Source organism: Koromonas soli (genome assembly GCF_059726265.1).
The window spans coordinates 2161268-2185915 of sequence record NZ_AP040872.1 but is presented as its reverse complement, the minus strand read 5'-3'; the positions used below and the strand labels follow the sequence as shown (position 1 = coordinate 2185915).

The 24648-nt window shown below is 56.4% G+C and carries 19 protein-coding genes; 10 read left to right on the top strand and 9 right to left on the bottom strand.

Annotated features, from left to right (window positions below; genetic code table 11):
* Positions 1 to 60: 60 nt before the first annotated feature.
* From AC6IY8_RS09535 to AC6IY8_RS09525, 3 genes are read right to left on the bottom strand one after another with little or no spacing between them, the layout of a single operon-like run.
* Complete coding sequence (locus AC6IY8_RS09535; protein ID WP_497778562.1) at positions 61 to 570, bottom strand: hypothetical protein; 510 nt, start codon at positions 568 to 570, stop codon at positions 61 to 63.
* 2 nt (positions 571 to 572) lie between these two features.
* Entirely contained in the window at positions 573 to 1061 is a 489-nt protein-coding gene (locus AC6IY8_RS09530) for a hypothetical protein (RefSeq protein WP_497778561.1), read from the bottom strand.
* The gene (locus AC6IY8_RS09525; protein ID WP_497778560.1) at positions 1058 to 1348 is read right to left on the bottom strand and encodes a helix-turn-helix transcriptional regulator; all 291 of its coding nucleotides are present in this window, start codon (positions 1346 to 1348) and stop codon (positions 1058 to 1060) included. Before AC6IY8_RS09525 ends, AC6IY8_RS09530 begins: the two co-directional genes overlap by 4 nt.
* A 174-nt stretch (positions 1349 to 1522) precedes the next feature.
* On the opposite strand from AC6IY8_RS09525, the gene AC6IY8_RS09520 reads away from it, so the two are divergent.
* The 6 genes from AC6IY8_RS09520 to AC6IY8_RS09495 all read left to right on the top strand — a co-directional run bounded on the left by AC6IY8_RS09520 (position 1523) and on the right by AC6IY8_RS09495 (position 8135).
* Positions 1523 to 3379 (top strand): tetratricopeptide repeat protein, encoded by a 1857-nt coding sequence (locus AC6IY8_RS09520; RefSeq protein ID WP_497778559.1) that lies wholly within the window; start codon positions 1523 to 1525, stop codon positions 3377 to 3379.
* 60 nt (positions 3380 to 3439) lie between these two features.
* Positions 3440 to 4009 carry an O-methyltransferase gene (locus AC6IY8_RS09515; RefSeq protein WP_497778558.1) on the top strand — a complete coding sequence of 190 codons (570 nt, stop codon included), beginning with the start codon at positions 3440 to 3442 and terminating at the stop codon, positions 4007 to 4009.
* 120 nt (positions 4010 to 4129) lie between these two features.
* A complete protein-coding gene (gene ligD, locus AC6IY8_RS09510) occupies positions 4130 to 5863 on the top strand; it encodes a non-homologous end-joining DNA ligase (RefSeq protein ID WP_497778557.1) in 1734 nt (577 codons plus the stop codon).
* A gap of 141 nt (positions 5864 to 6004) precedes the next feature.
* On the top strand, positions 6005 to 6907 hold the full coding sequence (locus tag AC6IY8_RS09505; protein ID WP_497778556.1) for a S1C family serine protease: 903 nt from the start codon (positions 6005 to 6007) through the stop codon (positions 6905 to 6907).
* 2 nt (positions 6908 to 6909) lie between these two features.
* Positions 6910 to 7503, top strand: a complete 594-nt coding sequence (locus AC6IY8_RS09500; protein WP_497778555.1) for a S1C family serine protease — start codon at positions 6910 to 6912, stop codon at positions 7501 to 7503.
* Positions 7500 to 8135, top strand: coding sequence for a response regulator transcription factor (locus tag AC6IY8_RS09495; protein ID WP_497778554.1), 636 nt, complete (start codon positions 7500 to 7502; stop codon positions 8133 to 8135). Before AC6IY8_RS09500 ends, AC6IY8_RS09495 begins: the two co-directional genes overlap by 4 nt.
* A 21-nt stretch (positions 8136 to 8156) precedes the next feature.
* Here the strand turns inward: AC6IY8_RS09495 and AC6IY8_RS09490 are convergent, their stop codons facing one another.
* Entirely contained in the window at positions 8157 to 9962 is a 1806-nt protein-coding gene (locus AC6IY8_RS09490; RefSeq protein ID WP_497778553.1) for an ABC-F family ATP-binding cassette domain-containing protein, read from the bottom strand.
* Positions 9963 to 10287: 325 nt separating this feature from the next.
* Between AC6IY8_RS09490 and AC6IY8_RS09485 the strand changes: the two genes are divergently transcribed.
* The gene (locus AC6IY8_RS09485) at positions 10288 to 10713 is read left to right on the top strand and encodes an NUDIX hydrolase (RefSeq protein WP_497778552.1); all 426 of its coding nucleotides are present in this window, start codon (positions 10288 to 10290) and stop codon (positions 10711 to 10713) included.
* A 1-nt stretch (position 10714) separates the two neighbouring features.
* On the opposite strand, the gene AC6IY8_RS09480 is transcribed toward AC6IY8_RS09485, so the two are convergent.
* Together AC6IY8_RS09480 and AC6IY8_RS09475 are read right to left on the bottom strand one after the other, a co-directional pair.
* Entirely contained in the window at positions 10715 to 12295 is a 1581-nt protein-coding gene (locus AC6IY8_RS09480; protein WP_497778551.1) for a DUF8740 domain-containing protein, read from the bottom strand.
* 638 nt (positions 12296 to 12933) lie between these two features.
* Entirely contained in the window at positions 12934 to 13557 is a 624-nt protein-coding gene (locus tag AC6IY8_RS09475; protein WP_497778550.1) for a UbiX family flavin prenyltransferase, read from the bottom strand.
* A 94-nt stretch (positions 13558 to 13651) separates the two neighbouring features.
* Between AC6IY8_RS09475 and larB the strand changes: the two genes are divergently transcribed.
* Positions 13652 to 14383: a nickel pincer cofactor biosynthesis protein LarB gene (larB, locus tag AC6IY8_RS09470; protein ID WP_497778549.1), complete on the top strand. Its 732-nt coding sequence runs from the start codon at positions 13652 to 13654 to the stop codon at positions 14381 to 14383.
* Positions 14384 to 14454: 71 nt separating this feature from the next.
* Positions 14455 to 14946 (top strand): MarR family winged helix-turn-helix transcriptional regulator, encoded by a 492-nt coding sequence (locus AC6IY8_RS09465; RefSeq protein ID WP_497778548.1) that lies wholly within the window; start codon positions 14455 to 14457, stop codon positions 14944 to 14946.
* A 68-nt stretch (positions 14947 to 15014) separates the two neighbouring features.
* Here AC6IY8_RS09465 and AC6IY8_RS09460 read toward each other — a convergent pair whose 3' ends face one another.
* From AC6IY8_RS09460 to AC6IY8_RS09450, 3 genes are all read right to left on the bottom strand, one after another.
* Positions 15015 to 15980 carry a hypothetical protein gene (locus AC6IY8_RS09460; RefSeq protein WP_497778547.1) on the bottom strand — a complete coding sequence of 322 codons (966 nt, stop codon included), beginning with the start codon at positions 15978 to 15980 and terminating at the stop codon, positions 15015 to 15017.
* Between the two features lie 748 nt (positions 15981 to 16728).
* Positions 16729 to 17931: a 6-phosphofructokinase gene (locus AC6IY8_RS09455; protein ID WP_497778546.1), complete on the bottom strand. Its 1203-nt coding sequence runs from the start codon at positions 17929 to 17931 to the stop codon at positions 16729 to 16731.
* Positions 17932 to 18124: 193 nt separating this feature from the next.
* A complete protein-coding gene (locus AC6IY8_RS09450; protein WP_497778545.1) occupies positions 18125 to 20653 on the bottom strand; it encodes a glycogen/starch/alpha-glucan phosphorylase in 2529 nt (842 codons plus the stop codon).
* A 483-nt stretch (positions 20654 to 21136) separates the two neighbouring features.
* Between AC6IY8_RS09450 and AC6IY8_RS09445 the strand changes: the two genes are divergently transcribed.
* The gene (locus AC6IY8_RS09445; RefSeq protein ID WP_497778544.1) at positions 21137 to 24628 is read left to right on the top strand and encodes an outer membrane beta-barrel protein; all 3492 of its coding nucleotides are present in this window, start codon (positions 21137 to 21139) and stop codon (positions 24626 to 24628) included.
* Positions 24629 to 24648: the final 20 nt, after the last annotated feature.

The window sequence follows — 24648 nt, the reverse complement described above, 5'->3', positions numbered from 1 at the left end:
CGGCCCAGGAAATCTCTTTCCTTTATCTGTGCCGCGCCGACTCGATGTCACCGTGTTTCCTTAATCCACCAAGTCTGGCTGACTCCAGAGGATTATCGCCTGCGGAATTGAGAAGAACAGAATTCCAAGCAGCAGCACGGCATCTCCGCCCAGCAGTACCAGAGTCTTCTGCCCACTGGTGAGCATGAACACCATCGCCGGAGTGATCACTACCGCGCACCACGTAACGATTTTGTAGGCCTTATAGTACGCATCGTTCCGCACAGCCGCCTCATACTCGTCGAGCTCTGTTTCGCTCCCGATTAGTCGGGGACTCATTCCAAGCGATTGAATCTGCTCCTGCCTGCGATCCGGAAACGTCTGCTGATGCACTATGCTGCCGAAAATGTAATGTGTGATCCCTATTAGGACCAAGCCAAATCCGTTCGACAGTAAGCTGGATATGTGCAGTGGAGCGAATGCAATGAGGCCCAGATACAGAATTGCGAAAGCATAAGTCCCCACTACCAGCGCCTGCCGTCTTTCGCGATTACGGAAAGATATTCCGCACAGCCTCGCTTCCTGAAACATGGCTATCCCTCCTCCGGAAGATCCGGTTCAGTCCACAACACCACCGCCTGTGGCAACGTGAAACACAGCGTCATGAGCACAAAGGAAAACATCAGGGCAGCCGGTACAATGCTGTTTTGCTTGAAGACATATAGCTCGGTAAGCGTGAGCCACATTCCCAGCGCCGTCAATCCGATCAGCCAGTAGGCCACAAAGAAGGCGGAGTCCCGAACCCTGGCTTCACGCTCGTCGAGCGAAACGTTTCCTGCGCCTCTGCACCATGCTCCTCGGACGGCATACCCGATTGGGGGTAGATTCGATGCGCGTTCAAAGAGCCGTCGCGTGACCTCCAGTGGAATCAACCAGACCGCAGCGCACCATCCCAGCGCGCGGACATCAACCGAAGCGCAAACGTATAGAGCGGTCGCGAGCAGGGCATAGGCTGCCAGTACCAGCTCTCTTCGTCGCCGCATGGAATGCATTGAGACTCCGAACAGACTTGCGCGTCTCATATCTCTGTCTCCTTCCCGCCCTTCCTGCCATACACTTCTTCGCTCAGAGGCCGAAATGGCTCTCGCGAGAAGATTGCCTCGATCGGCAGTCGGAAGAACTCGCTCAGCCGAAAAGCCAACTCCAAACTCGGGTTGTAGTCGCCACGCTCCATATAGCCGACCGTCTGGTAATTGATTCCCACGGCATCGGCCAGCTCTTGCCGACTCAGGCCGCGCTCCGCGCGCAGCACCGAGATTCGGTTGAAAAGCGGAGCGCCATTGCGTGCGTCACTATTTCTCGTTTCCACGAAACAAAACGTATAACTAGTACAACGAAATGTCTATTGGTTTTCTTTCACTCTGTTCGATTTTTGCGCACGGAACCTGATTGCGTTCAATTTCTGGTGGAGCTAGAGTGAATAAATCCTAAGAACGAAATGACTTGCGCGCTGGAGATACTCTTGCAAGCGCTCGAAAAGCAAATGCCCATTTCAGGAACCGCGAGCTGTGAACCGCGCCCATCCCTGTTGCAGATTCCCCCGAACCGCCTTTTTCTATTGCTCTCGGGAATGCTGCTTTGCATGACGTTGCTGCTCTACGGACCAGTTGCGAAGCACAAGTTCATCAACTTCGACGATGATCAGTACGTTTACAACAATCCGCATGTGGTGACTGGCCTCACGAGCAGCAACGTCAAATGGGCGTTCACCAATCAGATCACCGGAAACTGGCACCCGCTGACTTGGCTCTCACACATGCTGGATGTCCAGGCTTTCGGACTCAATCCCTCGGGACATCATTATTCGAATCTCCTGCTGCATGCCGCCAACGTTTTCCTGCTTTTCTTACTTCTGGCAAAGGGAACGAAAGCTCCGTGGCGAAGCTTCTTTGTTGCGGCACTGTTTGCGATTCATCCTCTGAACGTGGAAAGCGTCGCATGGGTCGCGGAACGCAAAACTCTTCTCAGCGCGCTCTTTAGTCTGCTGATGGTCTTAGCCTATGGCTGGTACGTGAAAGCGCCGGGCTGGCGCCGGTATTCTCTGGTCATAGCGGCATTCGTCCTTGCTCTCATCGCGAAGCCGATGGCGGTCACCATGCCTGCCATTCTCCTGCTTCTCGATTACTGGCCGCTGCATCGCGTTGAGGAAGAGCGCAGTACATCGAAATTCACGAAGCGGTTTGTAGAGAAGTTGCCACTCTTTCTTCTTAGCGCCCTGTCGTCTGCGATAGCTATACTTTCGCAGCGCTCGGCTGGAGCCCTTGCCGAGAGGTTTCCACTTTCGACGCGCCTCGAGAATGCTGCAGTCTCCTACTTGGCTTACTTGCAGAAGGCTGCATGGCCGTCGAATTTATCCATCTTCTACCCGCACCCGGAGAACTCGATCTCTCTGGCCCGGGTGCTCATCGCAGTGCTGATACTCGCTGTAATAACAGCGTTGGCCATCACCTATCGACGCCAACGATATCTGCCGGTCGGATGGGCAACTTACGTCGTCTCGCTCCTGCCCGTCATTGGCATCGTCCAGGTGGGCGGGCAGGCTATGGCTGATCGCTATGCTTACACGCCACTGATCGGAATCTTCATCATCGTCGTTTGGGGCGCATCCGAGTTCGCCACGCGTGTTCCCATTGCCAGACCTGTACTCGCCATCATTGGTTTCTGTGCTGTTTCCGGATACGCCTTCGCGATGCATTCGACCCTCGAGCATTGGCAAGACAGCCTGACGCTGTTTACCCATGCCGAGCGGGTAACCTCGCATCCCAACAAGCTGATTGAGACAAACCTTGGCGAAGCCTGGAACGACGCTGGCAACTCAGACGAGGGCCTTCGCCATTTCGAGATCGCGCTTCAACTCGATCCTCATTCCAGCTTGGCGCTGTTTAATATCGGCAACTATCATCTGCAACATGGGAACCTGGAGCAGAGCGCTGAGGCATACAAGCGCGCCATTCAATGGCCCATCTCGGCAGAGCTGGCCGAGCACGCGCACCACAATCTTGGAACCGCGTATTTCCTGATGGGCGACTACGCCAATGCCGAGAGTGCTTTCACCTCGGTTCTGCAGATGAACCCTGGCGCCTATCGCACCCTGGCGGCTCGAGGACAAACCTTTATGAAGGAAGGGAAGTTTCGGCAGGCAGTCACGGACATTACGCACGCTGTTTCGATCTCTCCAAACGCTCAGCTTTTAGTGCTCCAGGGCAAAGCTTTTGAAGGCGCAGGGATGTATTCTCAGGCGCTCAATTCCTATACCATCGCTCTGCAATACACTCCTGACTCCACGGAACTCAAGGAGAGCATCAGCCGTTTGCGAATAAGAGGTGCGGGCGCGCGATAACGGGCATCCGGGGGAGATGTTTTACAATTCGGTCCCATGTTCGAAGAGATTTCTTCCTCCATGCTTTCCCGGATGCGCGAACTCGAGGCCATTGATCTCCGTGACCGCAATGACGGCACCCCGCATAGCAAACGCCTTCGGCAGGTTCCCCCCGATGCCGCCCGGCTCATCGCGATCCTAGCGGCCTCGGCGCCTTCGGGAGCAATCGTAGAGATTGGGACCAGCGCAGGTTATTCAACGCTCTGGCTCGCGCTGGCAGCCCGCGCCAGCAGTCGCCGTGTCACCACCTTCGAGATTGACGCCCACAAAGTTGCACTCGCCCGCGAGACCTTTTCCACCGCGGGGGTGATGGACGCCATAGACCTAATCCACGGTGACGCTCTCGAGCACCTGCCTTGCTTCGAGGGGGCTATCGCGTTCTGCTTTCTCGATGCCGAGAAGGATATCTACGGTCCCTGCTACGACCTTGTCGTGCCCCGCATGGCTCGCGGCGGAATCCTCGTTGCAGACAACGCCATCAGCCATGAGCGCGAGCTTCGTCCTATGCTTGACCGGGCATTATCTGACGATCGCATGGATTCGGTACTGGTCCCCATTGGCACGGGCGACCTCGTCTGTCGCAAGAAATGATTTCCAGTATTGGATTCAAGAAGAACTCGCGAAGCCCAAGGTCCACGAAAAGCACTGCCGGCCGAGGTGTTCAGAAATCCGCTGCGCGCATCCTATGATGTGGAACCTCGGAGAGCACCCATGTCCCTGGCCGAATACGAGCGCAAACGTAAATTTACCCAGACACCAGAGCCCAAGCCCATCGAAGCCAAGCACGGAGGCTGGCGCTTCGTCGTGCAGAAGCATCGAGCCACACGCCTGCATTACGACTTTCGACTTGAACTTGATGGCGTGCTCAAATCGTGGGCCGTCCCAAAGGGGCCGTCACTTGATCCGGCCGACAAGCGTTTGGCGATGCAGGTGGAAGATCATCCCGTAGATTACATCTCCTTCGAAGGCCGCATTCCCGAAGGCAACTACGGCGCCGGAACCGTAATGGTTTGGGATGAGGGTACGTGGGAGCCCTACGGCTCGGAGAACATGAACAAAGAACAGAGAGAAGCCCATGCCAGGGCCATGCTCGAGAAGGGCGATCTCAAGTTTTCACTCCACGGCCACAAACTGCAAGGTAGCTTCGTGCTTGCGCACATGAAGTCGCGCCGACCCGGCACCAAGGGCACCGAGTGGCTTCTCATCAAGCATCGCGATGAAGCCGTCGAACCCGGATATGACATCGACGCCCACGACGGTTCGGCCGTCACAGGACGTTCCATGCAGGAGATTGCCGAGGACCGAAAATCCGCCGAGTGGATCTCCAACAAACAAACCGAGCCCAAGGGCAACAGCCGAACAGTAAAGGTGGTGACCAGGGATCGCGTGGTCACGAAGCGAGTTGGCAAAGATCGACATTCGTCAATGGATTGGTCGAAACTCGTCACTGAAGTTAAAGGCGTACGAAAGGCGGCGATGCCTGAGATCGTGCGTCCCATGCTTGCCACCCTGGTCGATGCTCCTGAGCATTCGAAAGAATGGCTCTTCGAAATCAAGTGGGACGGATACCGCGCCTTGGCCTTCATTGAAGATGGCAAAGCTCGCCTGGTCTCGCGGAATCAGAACGACATGACGCAAGCGTTTGCCGAGATTGCCGCCGAATTGCCCGCCCGTGTGAAAGCAAAGCGCGCGCTCATTGATGGCGAAGTCGTCGCACTCGACGAACATGGTCGCTCCAGTTTCAGCCTCATGCAGCAGCGTACCGGCATCGGCAAGAACGGACGCACACTCGGACGCGCTGCCCATACCGATGTTCCCATCGCCTACTATGCCTTCGATTTGCTTCACCTTGACGAGTGGTCTCTCATGGGCGCAGCAATGGAGGATCGCAAGCGACTTCTTCGCGAAGTGCTTGATCCCGACTCGCGCGTTCGCTACTCCGATCATTTCGAGGACGGTGCAAAACTTCTTATTGCGGCGCGTGAACAGGGTCTTGAAGGCATTGTCGAAAAGAAGCGCGATTCGCGGTACGAGCAGAAGCGCACGCGTTGCTGGGGCAAGATCAAGATAACGCAAACCGAAGAATGCGTCATAGGCGGTTGGACCGATCCCAAGGGAAGCCGAGAATATTTCGGTTCACTTGTGCTTGGCCTATACGACAAGCAAGGCCGCTTGTTATCCGTCGGTCAGGCCGGCACCGGATTCACTCGCGAGACCGAGGCCGAAGTCTTCAAACTGCTGAAAGAACGCGAGACAAAGAAGAATCCTTTCGCGAACAAAGTAGATACCTCGCGTGGCATTCACTTCGTCACACCAGACCTTGTTGCCGAAATCAAATTCACCGAGTGGACGCATGAAGGGCAGAAGGGTGGTCTCAAAATGCGCGCACCTGTGTTCCTGGGTCTTCGATTAGACAAGACTGCCAAGGAATGCAAGGCCGCATAATCCACCTCTCTCAAACGTGAGTTGCTCACCGTCGCCGACCTGGACGATTGTCTAGTGGGTGGCTACCCGTGTGGCCGATGCGGCAACGCAGAGAAATCGTGCACTCTATGCAGGCTGGCAACTCGCCGGCAGGAGCATTGCATGTCAAGTTCTCTGGTTCAATTTTCAAACTCACTCGCCGACGCTGTGGAGCACGCCGGAGCTTTTGTAGCAGCCGTTCCCGAGGGTGGCCGCGAAGGTGTAAGTGGAACCCTCTGGCGTGATGGCCTCCTCGTCACAGCGGCACATACGATTCGGGACCGCGATGAACTCACGGTTGTGCTCCCCTCTGGAGAGCAAACGAAAGCCAATGTTCTTGGGCGCGACCTGGGTACCGACGTGGCCGTGCTTAAACTTTCATGCTCGACTGGATCGGCTCCGCTCGCGCGCGAAACCCATCCCCGCGTTGGCGAAGTCGTGCTGGCCGTGGCGCGTCGAGGCTCAGATGGTCTTGCAGCTACTTACGGTGTCATCAGCGCGATTGGCGGGCCCTGGCGTACATGGCGTTCAGCGCGAGTTGACCAGTGGCTCAGACTCGATCTCAATCCGTTCACCGGATTCTCGGGCGGCCCCATCATTAATGCAAATGCTGAAGTCCTGGGCATTGCGCTGTCGGGACCTCAGCGTTCGGTAGTAACGATTCCGTCGTCAACTGTTGAAGGTGTTGTGAGTCAGGTGCTCCAGCACGGGCGAGTCACCCGCGGATACCTCGGTGTTGGTGTCCAACCTGTCGCATTTCCCGAGGCCGCACGACAGGCACTGGGTATGAACTCAGGCATTGGATTGCTCGCCGTGACGGTCGCGCCCGCCAGCCCCGCCAGCGCCAGTGGATTGCTGCTAGGGGACATCATCGTCGCCATCGAGGGCGCATCGGTGCAGGGATTGCGCAGTCTGCATTCCTATCTTGACTCCGAAAGCGTAGGCAACGCGATCACACTTCAAGTCGTGCGCGGAGGACAATTGCTGAATCTCTCCGTCACTGTCGGTGAGAAGCAGAGGAGCTAGTTGTGGCAACAGCGGTGAATCCAAGTATCGGGGTAGGCATCAGTATCGGGAGGGGAGTAGCTTCCGTTGCGGAGTGGTTGCGACAAATCACTGTTCGCGTCAGCGGTTCGCATGGGGCGCAAGGTTCCGGAGTGATTTGGAACTCTGAAGGATTGATCGTGACCAACGCGCATGTTGCTGACTCGCAAGTGCATGATGTCGAACTCTGCGATGGCCGGACGCTGCGAGCATGGCTCCTCGCACGAGACCGCAAGCGCGATCTCGCCGCGTTGGTCGTCAGCGCGCATTCGCTTCCTACAGCCGCTGTTCGTGCATCGCGAACAGTGCGGACCGGAGAACTGGTGATTGCGGTCGGCAATCCGCGCGACGGAGTGCGAGCCGTGAGTACCGGGGTGGTGCATCAAGCGGTCGTCAACTCGCCGTGGCTTATCGCCGACATTCGCCTGGCGCCCGGAAACTCAGGAGGCCCATTGGCGGATGCTCAGGGTAGCGTTGTTGGTATCAACAGCATGATCGTCAATGGAATGGGATATGCAGTTTCGAGTGATACTGTTGAGCAATTTCTGAAGTGCTCTCGATTGGCGGAGGCAGTTTGATTCGAGTCTTGGTGGAAGCGAAGTCAGCGGTAACGCGTGCGGGTCTGGAATCTCTCGTGCGTGCTGATTCCCGCTTCGCCATCGTTGGAGAAGGTCATCACGCCACCGCATTCCGAGCAGCGCAGGACTACTCGCCCGAGATTCTGCTTATCGACTCGGTGGAGGCCGTCGTGCCCGAAACCCTGCAATCGCTTCTCGGACATGCAGGCGCGCCGGCCTTTGTTTTGCTGGTCGCGACGTTAGTACGATCCGATGTACGCCGCGCGTTGCAATCAGGAGTCCGCGCCATATTGTTTCGCGATGCCACACCAACAGAAATTCTCAGCGCCATTGAATCCGCTGCTTCCGGGCTTACGATCATATCGCCTGAGGTGCTGGATGTACTGTTGCCCGCGACATCCGAGCCAGCAAACGATGCTGATGTTCCGCTCCTGGAACCGCTCACGGCACGCGAGGCCGAGATTCTCGCTTTACTCGCCGAAGGAGCAGGGAACAAGGAGATCGGCGCAAGACTGCACATCTCCGAACACACGGTGAAATTTCACGTAAGTTCGATTCTTTCGAAGCTTGGCGCTTCCACTCGCACTGAAGCCGTCAGCCGCGGCTATCGTGAAGGCCTCATCATTGTTTGAATTCGAAGCGTGAGTGCGCGATTACTGCTGCTTCTCTTCCAACTCCGTCCATCGTGTTAGTAGCTGATCGAGCGCACGATCGGCCTGCTCGAGTTCTTCCTGTGCAGAAATCAGCGCCGCAGCATCCGTTTGGATTTCCGGATCATTCATTGCAGCCTGTGCTGCCGAGAGCCGGGCTTCCGCTTGTGAAATCTGCTGCTCGATCGCGGCATACTCGCGCGCTTCCATGTACGACAATTTCTTCTTTGCCGGTGTAGCACTTTGTGCTGCGGCTAATGCCGTTTCGCTCGCCTCGCGCTTCTGCGGACGCCGCTGCTGATCGCGCCACTCTTCCCACTGTTGATAATCTGCAAAGATCGCACTGTTTCCAACGCCGTCCAGTCCCAGAACTGTGGTCGAAACGCGATCGAGCAGATAGCGGTCGTGCGTCACCAGCACCAGCGCTCCGTGAAATTCCAGCAGCGTTTCCTCCAGCACTTCCAGCGTCGGAATGTCCAAATCGTTCGTCGGCTCATCGAGCAGCAGAATGTCTGCCGGTTGCAGCATCAGCCGCGCGATCAGCACACGCGCGCGCTCGCCGCCGCTCAATCGGCTTACCGGCTGATTCAACTGCTCTCCAGTAAATAGAAAGCGGTCAGCCCACGCCGCCACGTGAATCACGCGATCCTGGAACACGACTGAGTCCGAATCCGGAGCCAATGCGCGTCGCAGCGTGATGTACGGGTCGAGCGTGCGGTCCTGCTCGAAATACACGACATTCAGATGATCAGCCTTGCGTATCTTTCCCGACTGCGGCTGCAACTCGCCTTGCAACAGGCGCAGCAGAGTTGTTTTTCCGCTACCGTTTGGGCCGACGAGTCCCACCCGCATCCCATTCGTGATCGTGAAGTCAAGTCCGTTCACGATGGCTCTGTCTTGGCCGAAGCTGTACGCGAGTCCTTCTACTTCAATCAGCCGCTTCGTCTGTCGTCCCGTGGCTGAGAAGTCGAGATCCGTGCTGGCTGTGCGCGTTCTCGCGCGCATGTCTCCGAGTTCGTTAATCAATTCGTGTGCACGATCGATACGTGATTTCGACTTGCCTCGGCGCGCCTTCGGACCACGCCTCAGCCACTCAATCTCTGTGTGGACGCGGTTTTCCAGCGCTTCCTGATGCCGCGCCTGCGCCTTCATCCACTCCTCCTTCTTCTCCAGGAAATACGAGTACGTCCCAGTTACGCGAAAGATTCCATCGGGATACACGCGTGCGAGTTCCGCCGTTTCTCCTGCAACATTCTCCAGAAAATAGCGATCGTGAGAAACCACCACGCACGCGTACGTAGCTTGCTGTAATAACTGCTCTAGCCACTCAATCCCAGCCAGGTCTAAATGGTTTGTTGGCTCATCCAGCAGCAGAATGTCCGGTGCCGTCACCAATGCCTCGGCAATTGCAAGCCGCTTTCGCCAGCCTCCGGAAAGCGAGTGAGCCTCAGCCTCGAAGTCTTCAAACCCGGCGCGGCCCAGAGTTTCGTGCAATCGCGCATCGCGCTCCAGTGCCGGAACCGTGGAGTTCTTCAGCGCTGCCTCGATCACCTGCCTCACCGTGCGTCCAGGATCAAATATCGATTCCTGCGGAACATAAGCGAGAGTTGCGCGCTTACGCAGCGCGACCTCGCCGCTATCGGGTGCAATCAGCCCGGCCAATAATCTGAGCAGCGTTGATTTCCCTGATCCATTCGGCCCGATCAGCGCAATCCGGTCACGCTCATTGACCGTAAATGAAACGTTGCGAAACAGCGGCTCAGCCCCGAAGGCTTTCGATAGATTTTGTGCATTAAGAATCGGAGGCATCAATTCGATAATACAACCCAACCCTGCGGTGTACTGTCGGGCGTCGTCTTGATCTTTGTTTAAGCTATTTGCTCCTATCAGCGCCCACTTCGGAACTGTCCCTCGTCGGAACGCTAAATGATCGTCGTCCTCTCAGAACTACAACCTGTTTGCTCCATCGTGCTGTACAACGGGAATGACGGTGCATCGAGCTGACTTCATAAGAACTCATTCATACCTCCGTCAGCATCACTTCATACTCAAGAAGATCGCCCTCTCATATCGCGCAGGCGGGGAGTTCCTCCCCGCCTGCATCTGTCTGTGCGGCGCAGCTTACAATAGCTTTATGTCTCGTCTCTACCCATCGCTGCCCATCGTAGGTGTGGGTGCAGTAATCATCCACGAGGGCCAGGTTCTCATTGCGCGTCGCGCCAACCCGCCGCTGCAGGGAGAGTGGTCCATCCCCGGCGGTGCGCTCGATCTAGGAGAAAAACTGCGCGATGGAGTTGCACGTGAGGTGCGCGAAGAAACCGGGCTCGACGTCGAAGTCGGCCCGGTACTCGATGTTTTCGATTCGATCTTTCCGGACAGCGAAGGGCGTACGCAGTATCACTACGTGCTCATCGACTACCTTTGTTACCCGCGATCTGGCACCCTCAAAGCGGCTTCCGACGCAAGCGAAGTACGATGGGTTCGGCCAAAGGAACTCGATGAACTCGGTATGAAGCAACTCACCATCGACGTCATCCGCAAGGCCTTCACGCTCCTCTGACTCAGGGTTGAAGAGTAATTGCCGATTGCGACTGGTTCTCTATCGTGTAATACACCTTGTGAGTCGTTGGCGTGAACGTCGTCGGAGCCGTATCAAAAATCTGAAACATCGGATCTCCGGCAGAGGTCGTGTTCGGATTGCATTGCGCGTTCAGAAATCCCTGCTGCCCTACTCCGGGCACCGCCAGCATTGTATTCGTGTAGCTCGTAGGCCCGATCTGCGAACTCACCACCGCGCAGGTGACCTGTTTCGGACTAGCCAGGTAAATCATTTCGCCAGTTTCCATCGCATAGTTGGTTCCATCACTCGCGACGATCGTGAATCTTACCCGTCCACCCGCTGCATCGCCCTGCGCAATATGAATCGAGAACAGGCTCGCTTTTGGAACCGCTCCGATCATGGCTTTCGGCGAGCCCACGATCATCAGCCGATCGATTGCTGTGTCCGCGGAAGTATTCTGTGTTTGCAGTTGCAGGTTTCCCGCCCCACTCGTTCCGCTGCTCGCCGGAAGCACCAGATCTGCGCCCTGAAGTTGCAATCCACCCGACGCGGCTGTGCTGGCTGCGGTCGTCATGACCGTTCCGTCAGGAAACACGAAGCCGCCTGAGGTGCTGTGGATCGCGCCGTTCACCGTCAGTGGCTTGTCTGGGGTGGTGGTGCCAATGCCAACTTTCCCGCCGATGACCAAGTTCAGGTTCTGTGTGGGCTGCCAAGTCCCTTGCTGGTTTGCATTGCCGATACGAACAGTGTTGTCGGACATCCCATCCAGCGGACCAATGGCCCAATAGGAAGGTGAGCTCCACGCGCCCACGAACTGCCCCCATCCCCCGCTGCTGTCCTTTGATTGCGAGAGTATAGGGTAATGGGTTGTCGTGTCGGCATCAGGGCCGATGGTCAGCGCAGCCGCTGGGCTCGAATTCCCGATGCCGATGTTTGACCCCGACTGCATCACTGTCGAATTCTGCAGGTTCCCTGAGGCGTCCGAAAAGACAGGAAAATATCCGCCACTCGCGTTCTGAGCGACGATCGAGGATCTCGCGGTATCGACAAATGAACAGCGCAGGTTCGAGTTGCCGACGACTGGCTGAACCGTCTGTGACTGCGCCATCATCTCAGCGGTGACGTAAGCCGATGCTGGTTTTCCTCCCAGCATCTCTGAGTCCTCCGACCGCAAAGCATACGGAACGCCCACCAGCAGTACACGCTGCTGCTCCACTGCTCCCGGCATATGCGTTAGCACTCCGAGCCAGCGCGAATCGCCTGAGAAGACGTTGGGTGGAACGCCGGTTTCGCTGCTTGCGCCAAGGAGCGCCGTGTAGCGGCCGTCCTCATCCGCCATAAGGTTTTGTGTTTCCTGCCACAGCGGAGCTCCACCACTCTGTTCTTCGTAGATTGCGAAAGTGATTCCCACAATTCCTGAGACCGGCAGGTTTGCTTCGTCCAGAGCCCTTCCGCTGAACTTCACAAGGCGACGTCCCGCGGAAATGCGAGCAACATTGCTGGAAGAAATGTTGCTCGAAGTCTCGACGCGATCAACTTCTGACTCGATCCTGAGATTGCGCTTGAGAGCCGATTGTGCCACCAGGAACATTGGGGAGAGACAAATTGAGAGAACGAGAGCACGGCGGAGAACACCTGAATTCAAGCACACACCTCGGATCGCCGCCTCTACATCCGGCGCGTTGAGCGCTGACGGCCTAAGTTCTAGCAATACGATGATGATTACCTTAGGACAGGGCTAAGTCAACGCAGATGCCAAAGGTTTGAGGTACGAAAGTAATTTCGGTGCTAGAAGGGATGATTTTTGAGGGATTTGTGCAATGAAAACGCCCCGCACTGTAGCTTGCGGGGCGTTCGGTTAGCTGTGTGAATTGGCTTGAGGCGGGCTCACTCCGTCCGGATAGGCGCAACCCAATGTGCGCGAGATACGGATGAAACGCAACCCAGCGACAAACTTCAGAAAGAACGGGAAGTCTGGCGAGTGGTTAGAGCGATTCCGCCCTAAGCCTCAGCCACCTCACTGATCACGATTTGTCTGCTACAGTCGCTTGAACTTTTATCCATCGGACCACCTCCTCTCCAGTGTATGGACATCCTAAAAGACCGCTTTATGGTTGTCAAATTGTTAATAGCTGGATGGTACTGCAGGGCGAAAAGGTAAATAGGACTTGCTGACGGGGGCAGGATTGCCTTGGAGGTAAACAGCGGCCGAGGGCTCCGTTACTTTTGTAAGTCGTCTGGCTTCCACACGTAGGCTCCTTTTTGGGGGAGGCCGATGTGCTTCAGCACCCGATTTACGAATTGGCGTGAAATGGCGTCGAGCGACTCGGGGCGGTTATAAAAAGTGGGGATGACGGGATAGATGGTTGCGCCCGCTTCCGCCGCCAGCGACATGTTGCGCAGGTGGATGCGATTGAGTGGAGTCTCGCGAACGCAGAGCACAAGAGGAATGCGTTCTTTCAGGCAGACGTCGGCGGCGCGGTCGATCAGCCTGGAGGCGAGGCCCTGGGAGATTTTGGCCAGAGTTCCCATGGAGCAGGGGAGCACGATCATGGCATCGGTCGGGTAGGAGCCGCTGGCAATGTTTGCGCCGATGTCCTGATTGTTGAGAAGCCGCGATTTCTGCGGCTCGCAGCCAAGCAGTTGCTGGAGCACGTTGCTGCGATTGATGCCGAGTTCCTCGGCTGCGACGCGAAGTCCGCTGTCGCTGATGACGAAGTTCACGCAGCCGATGCGGTCGTCCTCTTCGAGGGCGCGCAGCATTTCTCGCGCGAAGATGGAACCGCTGGCGCCGGTGACGGCGAGGGTGATGGTGCGCTTCGTGTTGTTGCTCGAATCCAGCATTCGAACCTAGCCTAGTGCTTTGTATTACGAACAGCAAGTGCGGGCATCAACTCTGCATTCTGAATGATAGGCTAGTAGGGTGGACGCGAACAGATTGAAAAGCCTGCTTGAACAGGTGAGCGCCGGGGCGGTGACCCCGGACGCGGCGTTTGAGCAGATCAAAACACTCCCTTACGAAGACATTGGATTTGCCAAGGTCGATCATCATCGCGCCGTACGTGTCGGCGCGCCTGAGGTGATCTTTGGGCCGGGCAAGGCTCCCGAGCACTTTGTCGAAATCTTCACCCGTCTGGCTGCGAGGGGCAACAACGTATTGGCGACGAGGGTCAGTGCAGAGCAGGTTGCACTCACAGCGGCGCGCTTTCCTGAGGCCGAGCACAATACGATAGCCCGCACACTGGTGTTGAGGCAGAAATGCGAGACGCTGGGGAAGGGAACGATTGGCATCATCTCGGCGGGAACGAGCGATATTCCGGTGGCGGAAGAAGCTGCGGTGACGGCGGACGTGATGGGCAACAAGGTCACGCGCCTGTTCGATGTGGGCGTGGCGGGCTTGCATCGGCTGCTGTCGCACAGCGAGGAACTGCAGAAAGCTCGCGTGCTGGTGGTGTGCGCCGGAATGGAAGGCGCGCTGCCGAGCGTGGTCGGCGGACTGGTGGGCGTGCCGGTGATTGCCGTGCCGACCAGCGTCGGCTATGGCGCGGCGTTCAATGGAATTGCGGCGCTGCTAGGCATGATCAATTCGTGCGCTTCGAATGTTTCGATCGTGAACATTGATAACGGATTTGGCGCGGCGTACGTGGCATCGTTGATCAACCGGCTGTAGGCCGGAGATAGTTGTTGCAACAAAGTATTTGCATCCTGTGACGCCCCGTGGTTATCAGAGAAGTAGGGACTATGAATAGGAAAGCTGCGAGCGCTGTAGGAGAAGAGATACATCAGACGAAGCCCTTCGCGACCATCGAAGAGGAGTTGCTGGTTTCGCTGCTGCGCACGACCGATGTTCTGAGTGCGCGATTTGAGCAGGTGATCCGGCCATTCAACATCTCGATGACGCAGTACAACGTGCTGCGCATCCTGCGTGGCGCGGGGCCGGACGGTCGAACGTGCGGCGAAATCGGCGATCGGATGATTGCCCGCGAGCCGGATGTGACACGTCTGCTGGAGCGCATGGAAAAAGCCGGACTGATCCGACGCTCGCGCGATACGTCCGACCGGCGAGTGGTGGTTACGCGCATTACGAATGCAGGACTGAAACTGCTGGAAGAAATCGATCCGAAGCTTCGCGAGATCGATGGCCTCGTCAAACCCATTGGCGAGCGCAGGATCGAAAACATGCTGAAGATGCTGGATGAGCTTCGGCAGTTAGTTAGGCAGGAAGAACAGTGAAAATCGAACACGCAAGCACTGCGCCTGATCGCACGTCAGGCGCAGTATAAGTTCGATGTGCAATCCAGCTAGTGTTGCTCTTGTACTGAGTATGGAATCTCCGCGACGACTCGCCTCAACTTACCGGCTCGCGGATCGTGGCTTAGGAAAATGAAACCCTCGTCACGCTGAAAACATACTGCTTCTGACCCAGTTTCGTTGTTCCCAGCAAACAGTCCGACCTGCTGTCCACTTTGGACATCGAGTACGAGGTATTCCGATTGAACCTCATGCTCTTTGTTGACGGTTGCGAAAGCGATTGCTACCAGCTCTCCAGAAATCTGCAGTCTCACTGGAACCGCACTTCTTTCGGGCTTTTCGAAGGAGAGTTTTCGTTCTAGTGCACCAGATTGAGAGAGAACAAGAATTTCTTTACCCGAGATAACGAAAGCATGCCTCGCCGAAGTTACAAGGGCCCCTTCTGTTTCGGGAGGAATCGTCGGACCTGAGCTCAACTCCACATTGGCAAATCCACCTTCTACGGTTCTGGTAATTTCTCCCGCATTGTTAACGACTGCGAGGTATCTCCTTCCGGTATTTCTAGTTTTGTGCAGGTTCAAAGATGAGCTTACTTCGTAATATCCTTCTACCAGTGCCGATCCATCGTCAAAAGCGGCTACCCCGGTCAACACCACACGTTGGGGCAAGATAAGCTTGGACGGTTTGTTCGAATAGCCGTCTGACTTGAAGTCAACAAGTGTGTAATCGCCAGCTCTGGTCTGAGCCAACACGTACAACAATCCGGACGGGCTCACAGAGGCGGAAATATACATATAATCGGAATACTCTGCCGACATTCGATAGACGACGCTGGATTGACCCTTGGGGTCGAGTCGGAGAATGCTGATTGTATCGTAAGCTGGCATGTCCGGAACTGAGTGAAAATATAAGTTTCCGTCGCCATCGCAAAGCGGTGCGCCCCAATGTCCAAAGGGTGGAAATTCAAAATCACGGACATTCGTGACCTTAAGCCTTTGGACGATGTGTTGATTCACACCCTCTTTTGTCGCACAAGATTTCTCTTGCGTAGCGGTTGCGTCGGGAACTTGAGCCGCGCACAATCCACTCCAACTAGTGATCACCGACAAGACTATCGCTCGCCACACTGCTCGCTTCGTATTCATGTTTGAGTTTACTTGATCGCTTTCCCAGGAATCGAGCACTTTGGATTGCGCGGTGCTGTCGCTAGCTTTTCACCTTTGTTACTGAGTATTGTCGCCCAATTACATGGATCCCCGGCGCCTGCTGAAATGACATAAACGTCGGGGCAACAAGGTATATTTCCGCTTGCAAATGGATCGCAACCAGTCCCATCTATTCCTCCGCATGCGCCTATCAACACTTGCCTGCCGCACTGGGCACAGGTGTAGTATTTCCAGTTTACCTTTGGACAACCGCTAACTATTGAATAGGCTGATGAAAGACAAAAGCCTAGAATCATAACTAATAGTGCTACTCTCCTCACCCGAATCTGCATACTTTCTGTCCTTTCCGAAAGATTTGACCAGGAACTATATCACCCTTTGTTCAAGAGTATGGTTCTCGGTGGGGTAAACCTGGGGTCTAACTTTCCCAGCATGGGAAGATTGCGGCTATGATGTAGCTGCGCTCAGGCTGCTTTGCGCATTTGGCAATTTCGTGATTGACCGTGGACTTCGTACTGTTCGCCGGGTTGGGTTGCACCCACTCAGACGCACTGCCCCACTCGGGTGAGCGGGGCAGTGCAGAACATAGCGCCTGAAACTACTCGCTGGTCATGATGAACAGCGGCTTCATGTGGAAGCTGCTGTAGTGGGGGCGGAGGCGTTCGGCGTTGTACTGCTGCTTTACGTCCACGACTTTCTTGCTTCCGGTGACGCAGTCGATGGGCATGTCGTCGTAGCGTCCGTTCTTCAGGACGACGAGGCGTCCGTGAACGCGGCGCAGCAACAGGTCGAGCGCGAGGTTGCCGTAGGCCATGGGCACGATGGAGTCGATGGCGTCGGGATCGCCGCCCCGAACGAGGTATCCGAGCTTCTGGTTGATGATGTCCACGGTCTTGCCCTCGTTGTACTTCGGCGAAATCTCCTTCAGTTTTTCGGAGACGAGGTCGCCGATGCCGCCGAGTTTCTTATGTCCATAGGCGTCGGTGGTTTCGCCGGAGAAAACCATCTCGCCGCCTTCGAACATTGCGCCTTCGCTGACAAGCACGACCGAATACTTGCTGGGATTCTTCTTGCGGTCGTAGCTCAGCAGTTCGGCGAGGTGGTCGATCTCGAATCTGTATTCAGGGATGACACAACGATTCGCGGCGCCAGCCATGGTGGGAAGCATGGCAGTGTATCCGGCGTAGCGTCCGAAGACTTCGAGCACGAGGAAGCGCTCGTGCGATCCAGCCGAGGTGCGCAGCGAGTTCGTCATCTGGATGGTGCGTGTGACGCAGGTGCTGAAGCCGATGCAGTAGTCGGTGCCAGGGACGTCGTTGTCCATGGTCTTCGGAATTGCGATGACCTTGACGCCCTCTTCGTAGAGGCGCACGCCGTAGCTCAGGGTGTCGTCGCCGCCGATGGGAATGAGGTAGTCGATGCCGAGCCAGGCTAGGTTTTCGAGCACCTCGGGCGTGAGGTCGTTCTTCTCCTGGTTGTACCTGTCCTGGAGATGCAAGGGAACGCTATCCTTCTTCACCTTGCCGGGATTGGTGCGCGACGTGTGGAGGAATGTGCCGCCGGTGCGTCCGGCGCGATTCACGATTTCTTCGGTAAGAAACGAATAATTGCCGGTGTTGTCATAATCTTTTTCGCGAACGATATCGACCAGTCCGCCCCAGCCGCGACGAATTCCGATGACCTGGTATCCCTCACGCAGGGCGCGGATGGTGACGGCGCGAATTGCCGGGTTCAATCCCGGAACATCGCCACCGCCGGTTAGGATTCCTATGACTCCCTTGTGCGACTTAACATTGGACATTGATCATTCCCCTTAAAGATGAACAGTTCCAAATTGTATTTGACCAAGTGTGCTGCCACACACGTCCCCTTGTGTTGAAGGCGTCTGAGAGGGGCGTGATTGTTACGACTGACATGCTAATGGAAAAATGAGAAAAAGCCCCACCTAAACTCGCGACAACAAGTTTAGTTGGGGCCTCGATTCCTAAGCGGGACTACTCGGCTGTGATTTCGAGCGATGGCGCGGGAGTGATGGCAACCGAAGGGGAAGGAATGATGGCGGCCTTCTCCGGATAGTGCTGCAGGTCCCATATGTCGGCAGCGTATTCCTCGATGGTGCGGTCGCTGGAGAATTTGTGCGAGCGCGCAGTGTTGAGAATCGACATGCGCCGCCACTTCGCGGTGTCCTGGAAGTCGGCGTCGATCTTCTGGTTGATATCGATGTACTGCGGCAGGTCGGCGACGTGGAAGAAGCGGTCTCCGCGATTGATCAGCTCATCGAAAATCCAGCGGAAGAGTCCCGGCTCGCTGGAGGAGAAGCGGTCGTTGAGGAAGCAATCGAGCACGCGCTTGATGCGAGGATCGCGATCGTAGTATTCGCGCGAGTTGTAGAGACCATTGCGCTGCATTTGTTCGATCTGCTCGGCGCGCAGGCCGAAGATGTAGATGTTCTCCTCGCCGGCTTCCTCTGCGATCTCGATGTTGGCGCCGTCCCAGGTGGCGACGGTCACGGCACCGTTCATCATAAGCTTCATGTTTCCGGTACCGCTGGCCTCCATGCCTGCGGTGGAGATCTGCTCGCTGAGGTCGGCGGCGGGGATGATTGACTCCGCCAGCGACACGCGATAGTCGGGCAGGAAAGCCACGCGCAGAAGCTGATTGGCCTTGGGATCTTTATTGATCACGGTGGCGACGTTATGGATGAGCTTGATGATCTGCTTGGCGGCCCAGTATCCGGGAGCGGCCTTTCCGGCGAAGAGCACAGTGCGGGGCGTCTTCGGGGCGTCGCCGTCCTCGACGATGCGCAGGTAGTCGTACATTACACGGAGCACGTTGAGCAGTTGGCGCTTGTACTCGTGAATGCGCTTGATCTGTACGTCGAACATCGAGTTGGGATCGGTGACGACTCCGGTCTCGTCTCGGATGATGCGCGCAAGCTTCAGCTTGTTCTGGACATTTACCTCGGCAAAGCGAGTCTGGAATCCAGCATCGTTGGCGAAAGGCTCGATTTTGCGCAGCTCAGATAAGTCGGTGATCCACTTCTCGCCGATGCTTTCGCTCAACAGGCGCGAGAGGTGAGGATTGGCCTTGAGCAGCCAGCGCCGCGGCGCGACACCGTTGGTCTTGTTGCTGAACTTCTCGGGCCAGAGCTGAGCGAACTCCGGTACGAGCGATATGCGGATGAGATCGCTGTGGAGCGCAGAGACGCCGTTGACGGCATGCGAGGCCACGATGGCGAGGTGAGCCATGCGCACATTCTTGTCGTGACCTTCCTCGATGATCGACATGCGGCGGAGCTTTTCGCCATCGACCCACGAGTAGGATGTGAGGCTGCGCAGGAAATTGTGATTGATGCCGTAGATGATCTGCATGTGGCGCGGCAGAACGCGCTCCATGAGAGAGATGCTCCACTTCTCGAGAGCCTCGGGCAGCAGGGTGTGATTGGTGTAGGCAACGGTCTTCTGGGTGATCTCCCAGGCGTCCTCCCACTCGAGATTGTTCTCGTCCACCAGGACGCGCATGAGCTCGGCAACGGCGAGCGCCGGATGCGTGTCGTTCATCTGGATGGCGACTTTGTCCGGGAACATATCGAAAGAGCTGTGCTGGGCGAGGAAATTGCGCGCGATGTCGCGCACGGCGCAGGCAACGAGGAAATACTCCTGCACGAGGCGAAGTTCCTTGCCCGCCATGACCGAGTCGCTGGGGTAGAGCACGCGCGAGATGTTCTCGCTGCCGATCTTCTGCTCGACGGCGCGGATGTAGTCACCGCGATTGAAGATCTCAATGTCGAAATCGTCGGATGAGCGCGCCTGGAAGAGGCGCAGATAATTCACGGTCTCTCCGTTGTATCCAACGACAGGCATGTCATTGGGTACGCCGACGACGACCTGGTAGTCGAGCCAGTTCTGGCGATACTTGCCGGCGTCGCGCGCATTTTCAACGCGTCCGTAGAGAGGAATGACGATGGCTTCCTCGGGGCGTTGGATCTGGAAGGGAGTTCCGTTGGCCTTCCAGCGATCGGGCTTCTCGCGCTGGAATCCGTTGGCGATTTCCTGGCGGAACATGCCGTATTCGTAGTCGATGCCGTATCCGTAGCCGGGCATGTTGAGCGTGGCCAGCGACTCCAGGAAGCAGGCAGCCAGACGGCCGAGGCCGCCGTTGCCGAGTCCCGCGTCGGCCTCACTCTCAAGCACCTGATCGAAGCGCACACCGAACTCGCTTAACGCGCTGTCGAGCACTCCTGTGAGGCGCAGATTGCAGACGGTATCGCCAAGCAGGCGGCCCATGAGGAATTCCATGGAGAGGTAATAGAGGTGCTTGGCGTCGGCCTGAACATAACGCTTGGTGGTGGCCAGCATTTTGTCCACGAACAGGTCGCGGATGGCCAGCGAGACGGGAACGAGCAATTCGGCGGGAGTCAGATGATCCAGCGACCTTACTAATGTGTAGCGCACGTGGCGCTCAATACCGTCGCGTAGAGCTTTGGCGATGGCGGTCGAGGACTCAAATTTCGAAAGCGGCATATTCAAGAGCAGATCCCAAAATCGATACGGAGCAAATTAACGAACCCGTGCACCAGAAATGGAGCATCCGCACGGGCAAGACCTTCAAGGTTCAACACGAAGTGCAAACTGGGCGCAAGAAATCTGGATTGCGCACGCCGCTCTTCTGAATAGGATTCTACGCATAGTCCCGCAGGTTTGCCATTCGGTACCGCGCTTAGCCTTCTTCTAGGCAAAACTCAGGTGCCAAGGTGAGAAAACGATGACGGGCAGGATTGTGAGTGTTTGTCAAGAAATACTTCGAGAATTTCAAGAAGAATTGATCTTTAATATTCAGCTTCATTCGCGTACTCACAATGGGTACAATCAGAGCTGCAGAAACCCTGACAGAAAGAATTTTTCGATGTACCCGGGGCAGAGCCCACCAAGAGGCTAACGCCCGGCAAAGTTGTGAAAACCTACGCGCAGCTATTGCGCATTAAACGTCGTTTCAGGAGAGCACCAATGAAGGGAATCACAGGCGGTCGTTTTACACGATTGCTGTTGACGCTTTTATTCTGCTGCCTAGTTTTCTCCACCATCACAGCCTGGGCCCAATCCACTACCGAGGGAGCTATCGGCGGTACCGTGGTTGATCCCCAGGACAAGGTTGTGGCGGGAGCTGCTGTGGTCGTGAAGAATGTCGGCAACAACCAGACATTCACGGCACAGACGGACCAGTCCGGCTATTTCCGCGTGACCAACCTGCAGCCTGCTACCTACACAGTGACCGTGAACGCTACGGGCTTTGCCGCTTACAAGGCGGAAAAGGTCTCCGTCACCGTCGGTAGCTTGACTGGCGTAAACCCGCACCTGACGATCGGTGCAACCGAGCAGGTCGATGTAACCGCTGAAACTCCGCTGGTCAACGTGACCTCGGCGGACTTCGCCCCGACACTCAACGAAACAGCTATCGAAAACCTTCCCATCAACGGCGGACGCTGGTCGAGCTTCGTGCTCCTGACCCCTGGCGTCGTCAGCGATTCCAGCGGCTTCGGACTTGTCAGCTTCCGTGGCATGAGCACGCTGCTCAACAATGTTACGGTTGACGGCGCAGACAACAACCAGGCTTACTTCTCCGAAGAACGCGGACGCACTCGCGCTGGCTACTCCACCCCGAAGGTTGCGGTGCAGGAGTTCCAGGTCAACACCTCGAACTACTCGTCTGAATACGGCCGTTCGGCCGGTGGCGTTATTAACACCATCACGAAGAGCGGCACGAACAGCATTCACGGTGAAGCTTTCTGGTACGACCGCAACAACAGCCTGGGTTCGATGAACCCGTTCACCACTCTGACCACCTATGACGCAACCACCAAGACTGCAACGACCGCGCCTTATAAGCCGATCGACGTTCGCAAGATGGGCGGCTTCGGCGTAGGCGGACCGTTGGTGAAGGACCGCGTGTTCTGGTTCGTCAGCTACGACCGGTTCCACCGCAACTTCCCCGGCACCGCAGTTCCGAACGGCGCCGCAGGCCTCTTCAGCTCTCCGAATTCGTACTCTGCGACTACCTGGACCACCGGGTACTGCGGTTCGACCACGGCTTCCAACATCACGGCCGACTACAACGTCTGCCAGTTGGCCTCGCTGATCAATCACGGCCAGAGCACATCGACTGCAAACATGAAGCTCGTAAGCGTGAGCGAATACAACGCCGCGCAGACGCTGTGGCTTAACTCACTGTTCGGCACGCAGAACGCTCTCGGACTGATCGCCGATACAGGTCGTACTCCTCGTACGGGTGACCAGGATATCTTCTTCCCGAAGGTGGACTGGATCATCAACCAGAAGAACCACGCTTCATTTGAAGTAAACCGTATGCGCTGGTGGTCTCCTGCCGGTATTCAGACGCAGGCAACGAATAATTACGGTACGAACTCCTTCGGTAACGACTACGTGAAAGATACGTGGGGCGTTGCGAAGTTGGACACGATGGTGACCAACACCGTTTCAAACGAGATCCGCTTCCAGTACGGTCGCGACTTTGAGTTTGAAACGAATCAGGCTCCTTCGGCTTACGATACGCAGACGCTGTTGAACGGCAAGAACAACCCGTACGGAATCCCGCCGAACATTTACATGAGCGCGTTCCAGTGGGGCAGCACTCTGTATGGTAACCGTTATGCGTATCCTGACGAGTTCAAGACGCAGGTTGCCGACACCATCACGGTGACACGCAACAACCACAACATTCGCTTTGGTATCGACTTCGTCAACAACAACGACAGCATCAACAACCTGTACCAGCAGTACGGCGAATACAGCTTCAGCGGTATCCCGAACTATTTCGCCCAACTGTATGACGTGGCACAGACCTCTTCCACGTTCAAGCACGCCAACTACTACAGCAACTACTACCAGGCGTTCCAGGGTTCTTCCTATAAGAACGCGGTGAAGACCTATCAGTTCTCGACGCAAGACTGGGCTGGTTTCATCCAGGATGACTGGAAGGTGTCGCGCCGTTTGACCGTAAACCTCGGCTTGCGTTTCGAGGCCGAAATCATGCCGAAGGCTTACGACGAACTGAAGAACCCGATCACCCTGAACAACTCGCTTAAGTTCACGGCGGGCACTCTGCCTCGCGGACCGAAGAACTATGGACCGCGCGTCGGCTTTGCCTGGGATACTTTTGGCGATGGCAAGACGGTTATCCGTGGCGGCTACGGTCTCTACTACGGACGCCTGATCAACTCGACTCTGTTCTCCGGTATGACGGCGACTGGTTCTACCGCCGGTCAGAACGTCTATAACCTGAAATACAACGCGACGAGTGCTCCGACGTTCCCTGTCGTGCTCTCTTCGGCTCCAGCGGCTGCCGGAACGCTTACGGTGGACTACTTCGACCCGAAGTTTAAAGCTCCGCAGATCCAGGAAATCGACTTCTCGTTGCAGCGGCAGTTGAGCAAGAACTACGTCCTGTCCATCAGCTACCTGGGCAGCCTCGGTCGTCACTTGACCAACTTCAACGATGTGAACCTTGCAGCTCCTGGCACGCAGTATGTGTCCGGCGGCAAGACGCTCACTCCTCCGAAGACCATCTCTTACGTGGTCGACAACCAGACCATCAAGGGTGGTTTGCCGCTCACGACCGGAACCAAGACGGTCGAAATGCCGTTCTATACGTCGCGCCTGAACTCGAGCTACGGTTCGGTGATCGACATCTTCAGCGGCACCAACTCCAACTACAACGCCCTGGTCATTCAGTTGGACAAGCACATGAGCAACCACGTACAGCTCTCGGCGAACTATACCTGGTCACATGCGCTTGACTACGGCGTGAACGGAACTACCGGTGCCGCTTCTTACGGTGCCGTGCTCGATCCGTTGAAACCGAATTGGGGCATGTACGGCAACTCGCAGTACAACGTGCCGAGCCGCTTTACGCTGCATGCCGTCATCCAGGCTCCCTGGCAGCACACGGGCTGGATGAAGTACGTGGTCGATGGTTGGCAGGCTTCGCCTGTTCTCCAGATGCAATATGGTCTGGGCAACACGCTCCAGGCTGCCTCGTCCTATCCGAGTGTGACCGTTGTCTCTTCGACGGGCACTTCGCAGACTTACAGCAGCGTGAGCAACGGCCTCCTCGGCGCGGGTGCTTCGTTGGCGATTCCGGGTTACGCACGCAACTCCTATCGCCAGCCCCCGACCTATGTGGCTGATCTTCGCCTCTCGAAGCAGTTCCCGGTTTACGAGCGCGTAAAGCTGGAACTCTCGGGTGACGTGTTCAACCTGTTCAACCATCGCAATGTCACTGGCGTGAACACCACCAGTGCCTACACGATCACGAACACGACGGGCACCACTGCTGGAACGTACAATCCGACCCTGACTCCGTACAACAACGGCAGCACGGTCATCAATGGCGTTTCGCAGTTCATGGTTCCCTCGACTGCGAACAGCAACTTCGTGTACAGCACGCGTCAGGTTCAGATCGGTGCGCGCGTATCGTTCTAAGCTGTTACTTTCTACCTGGC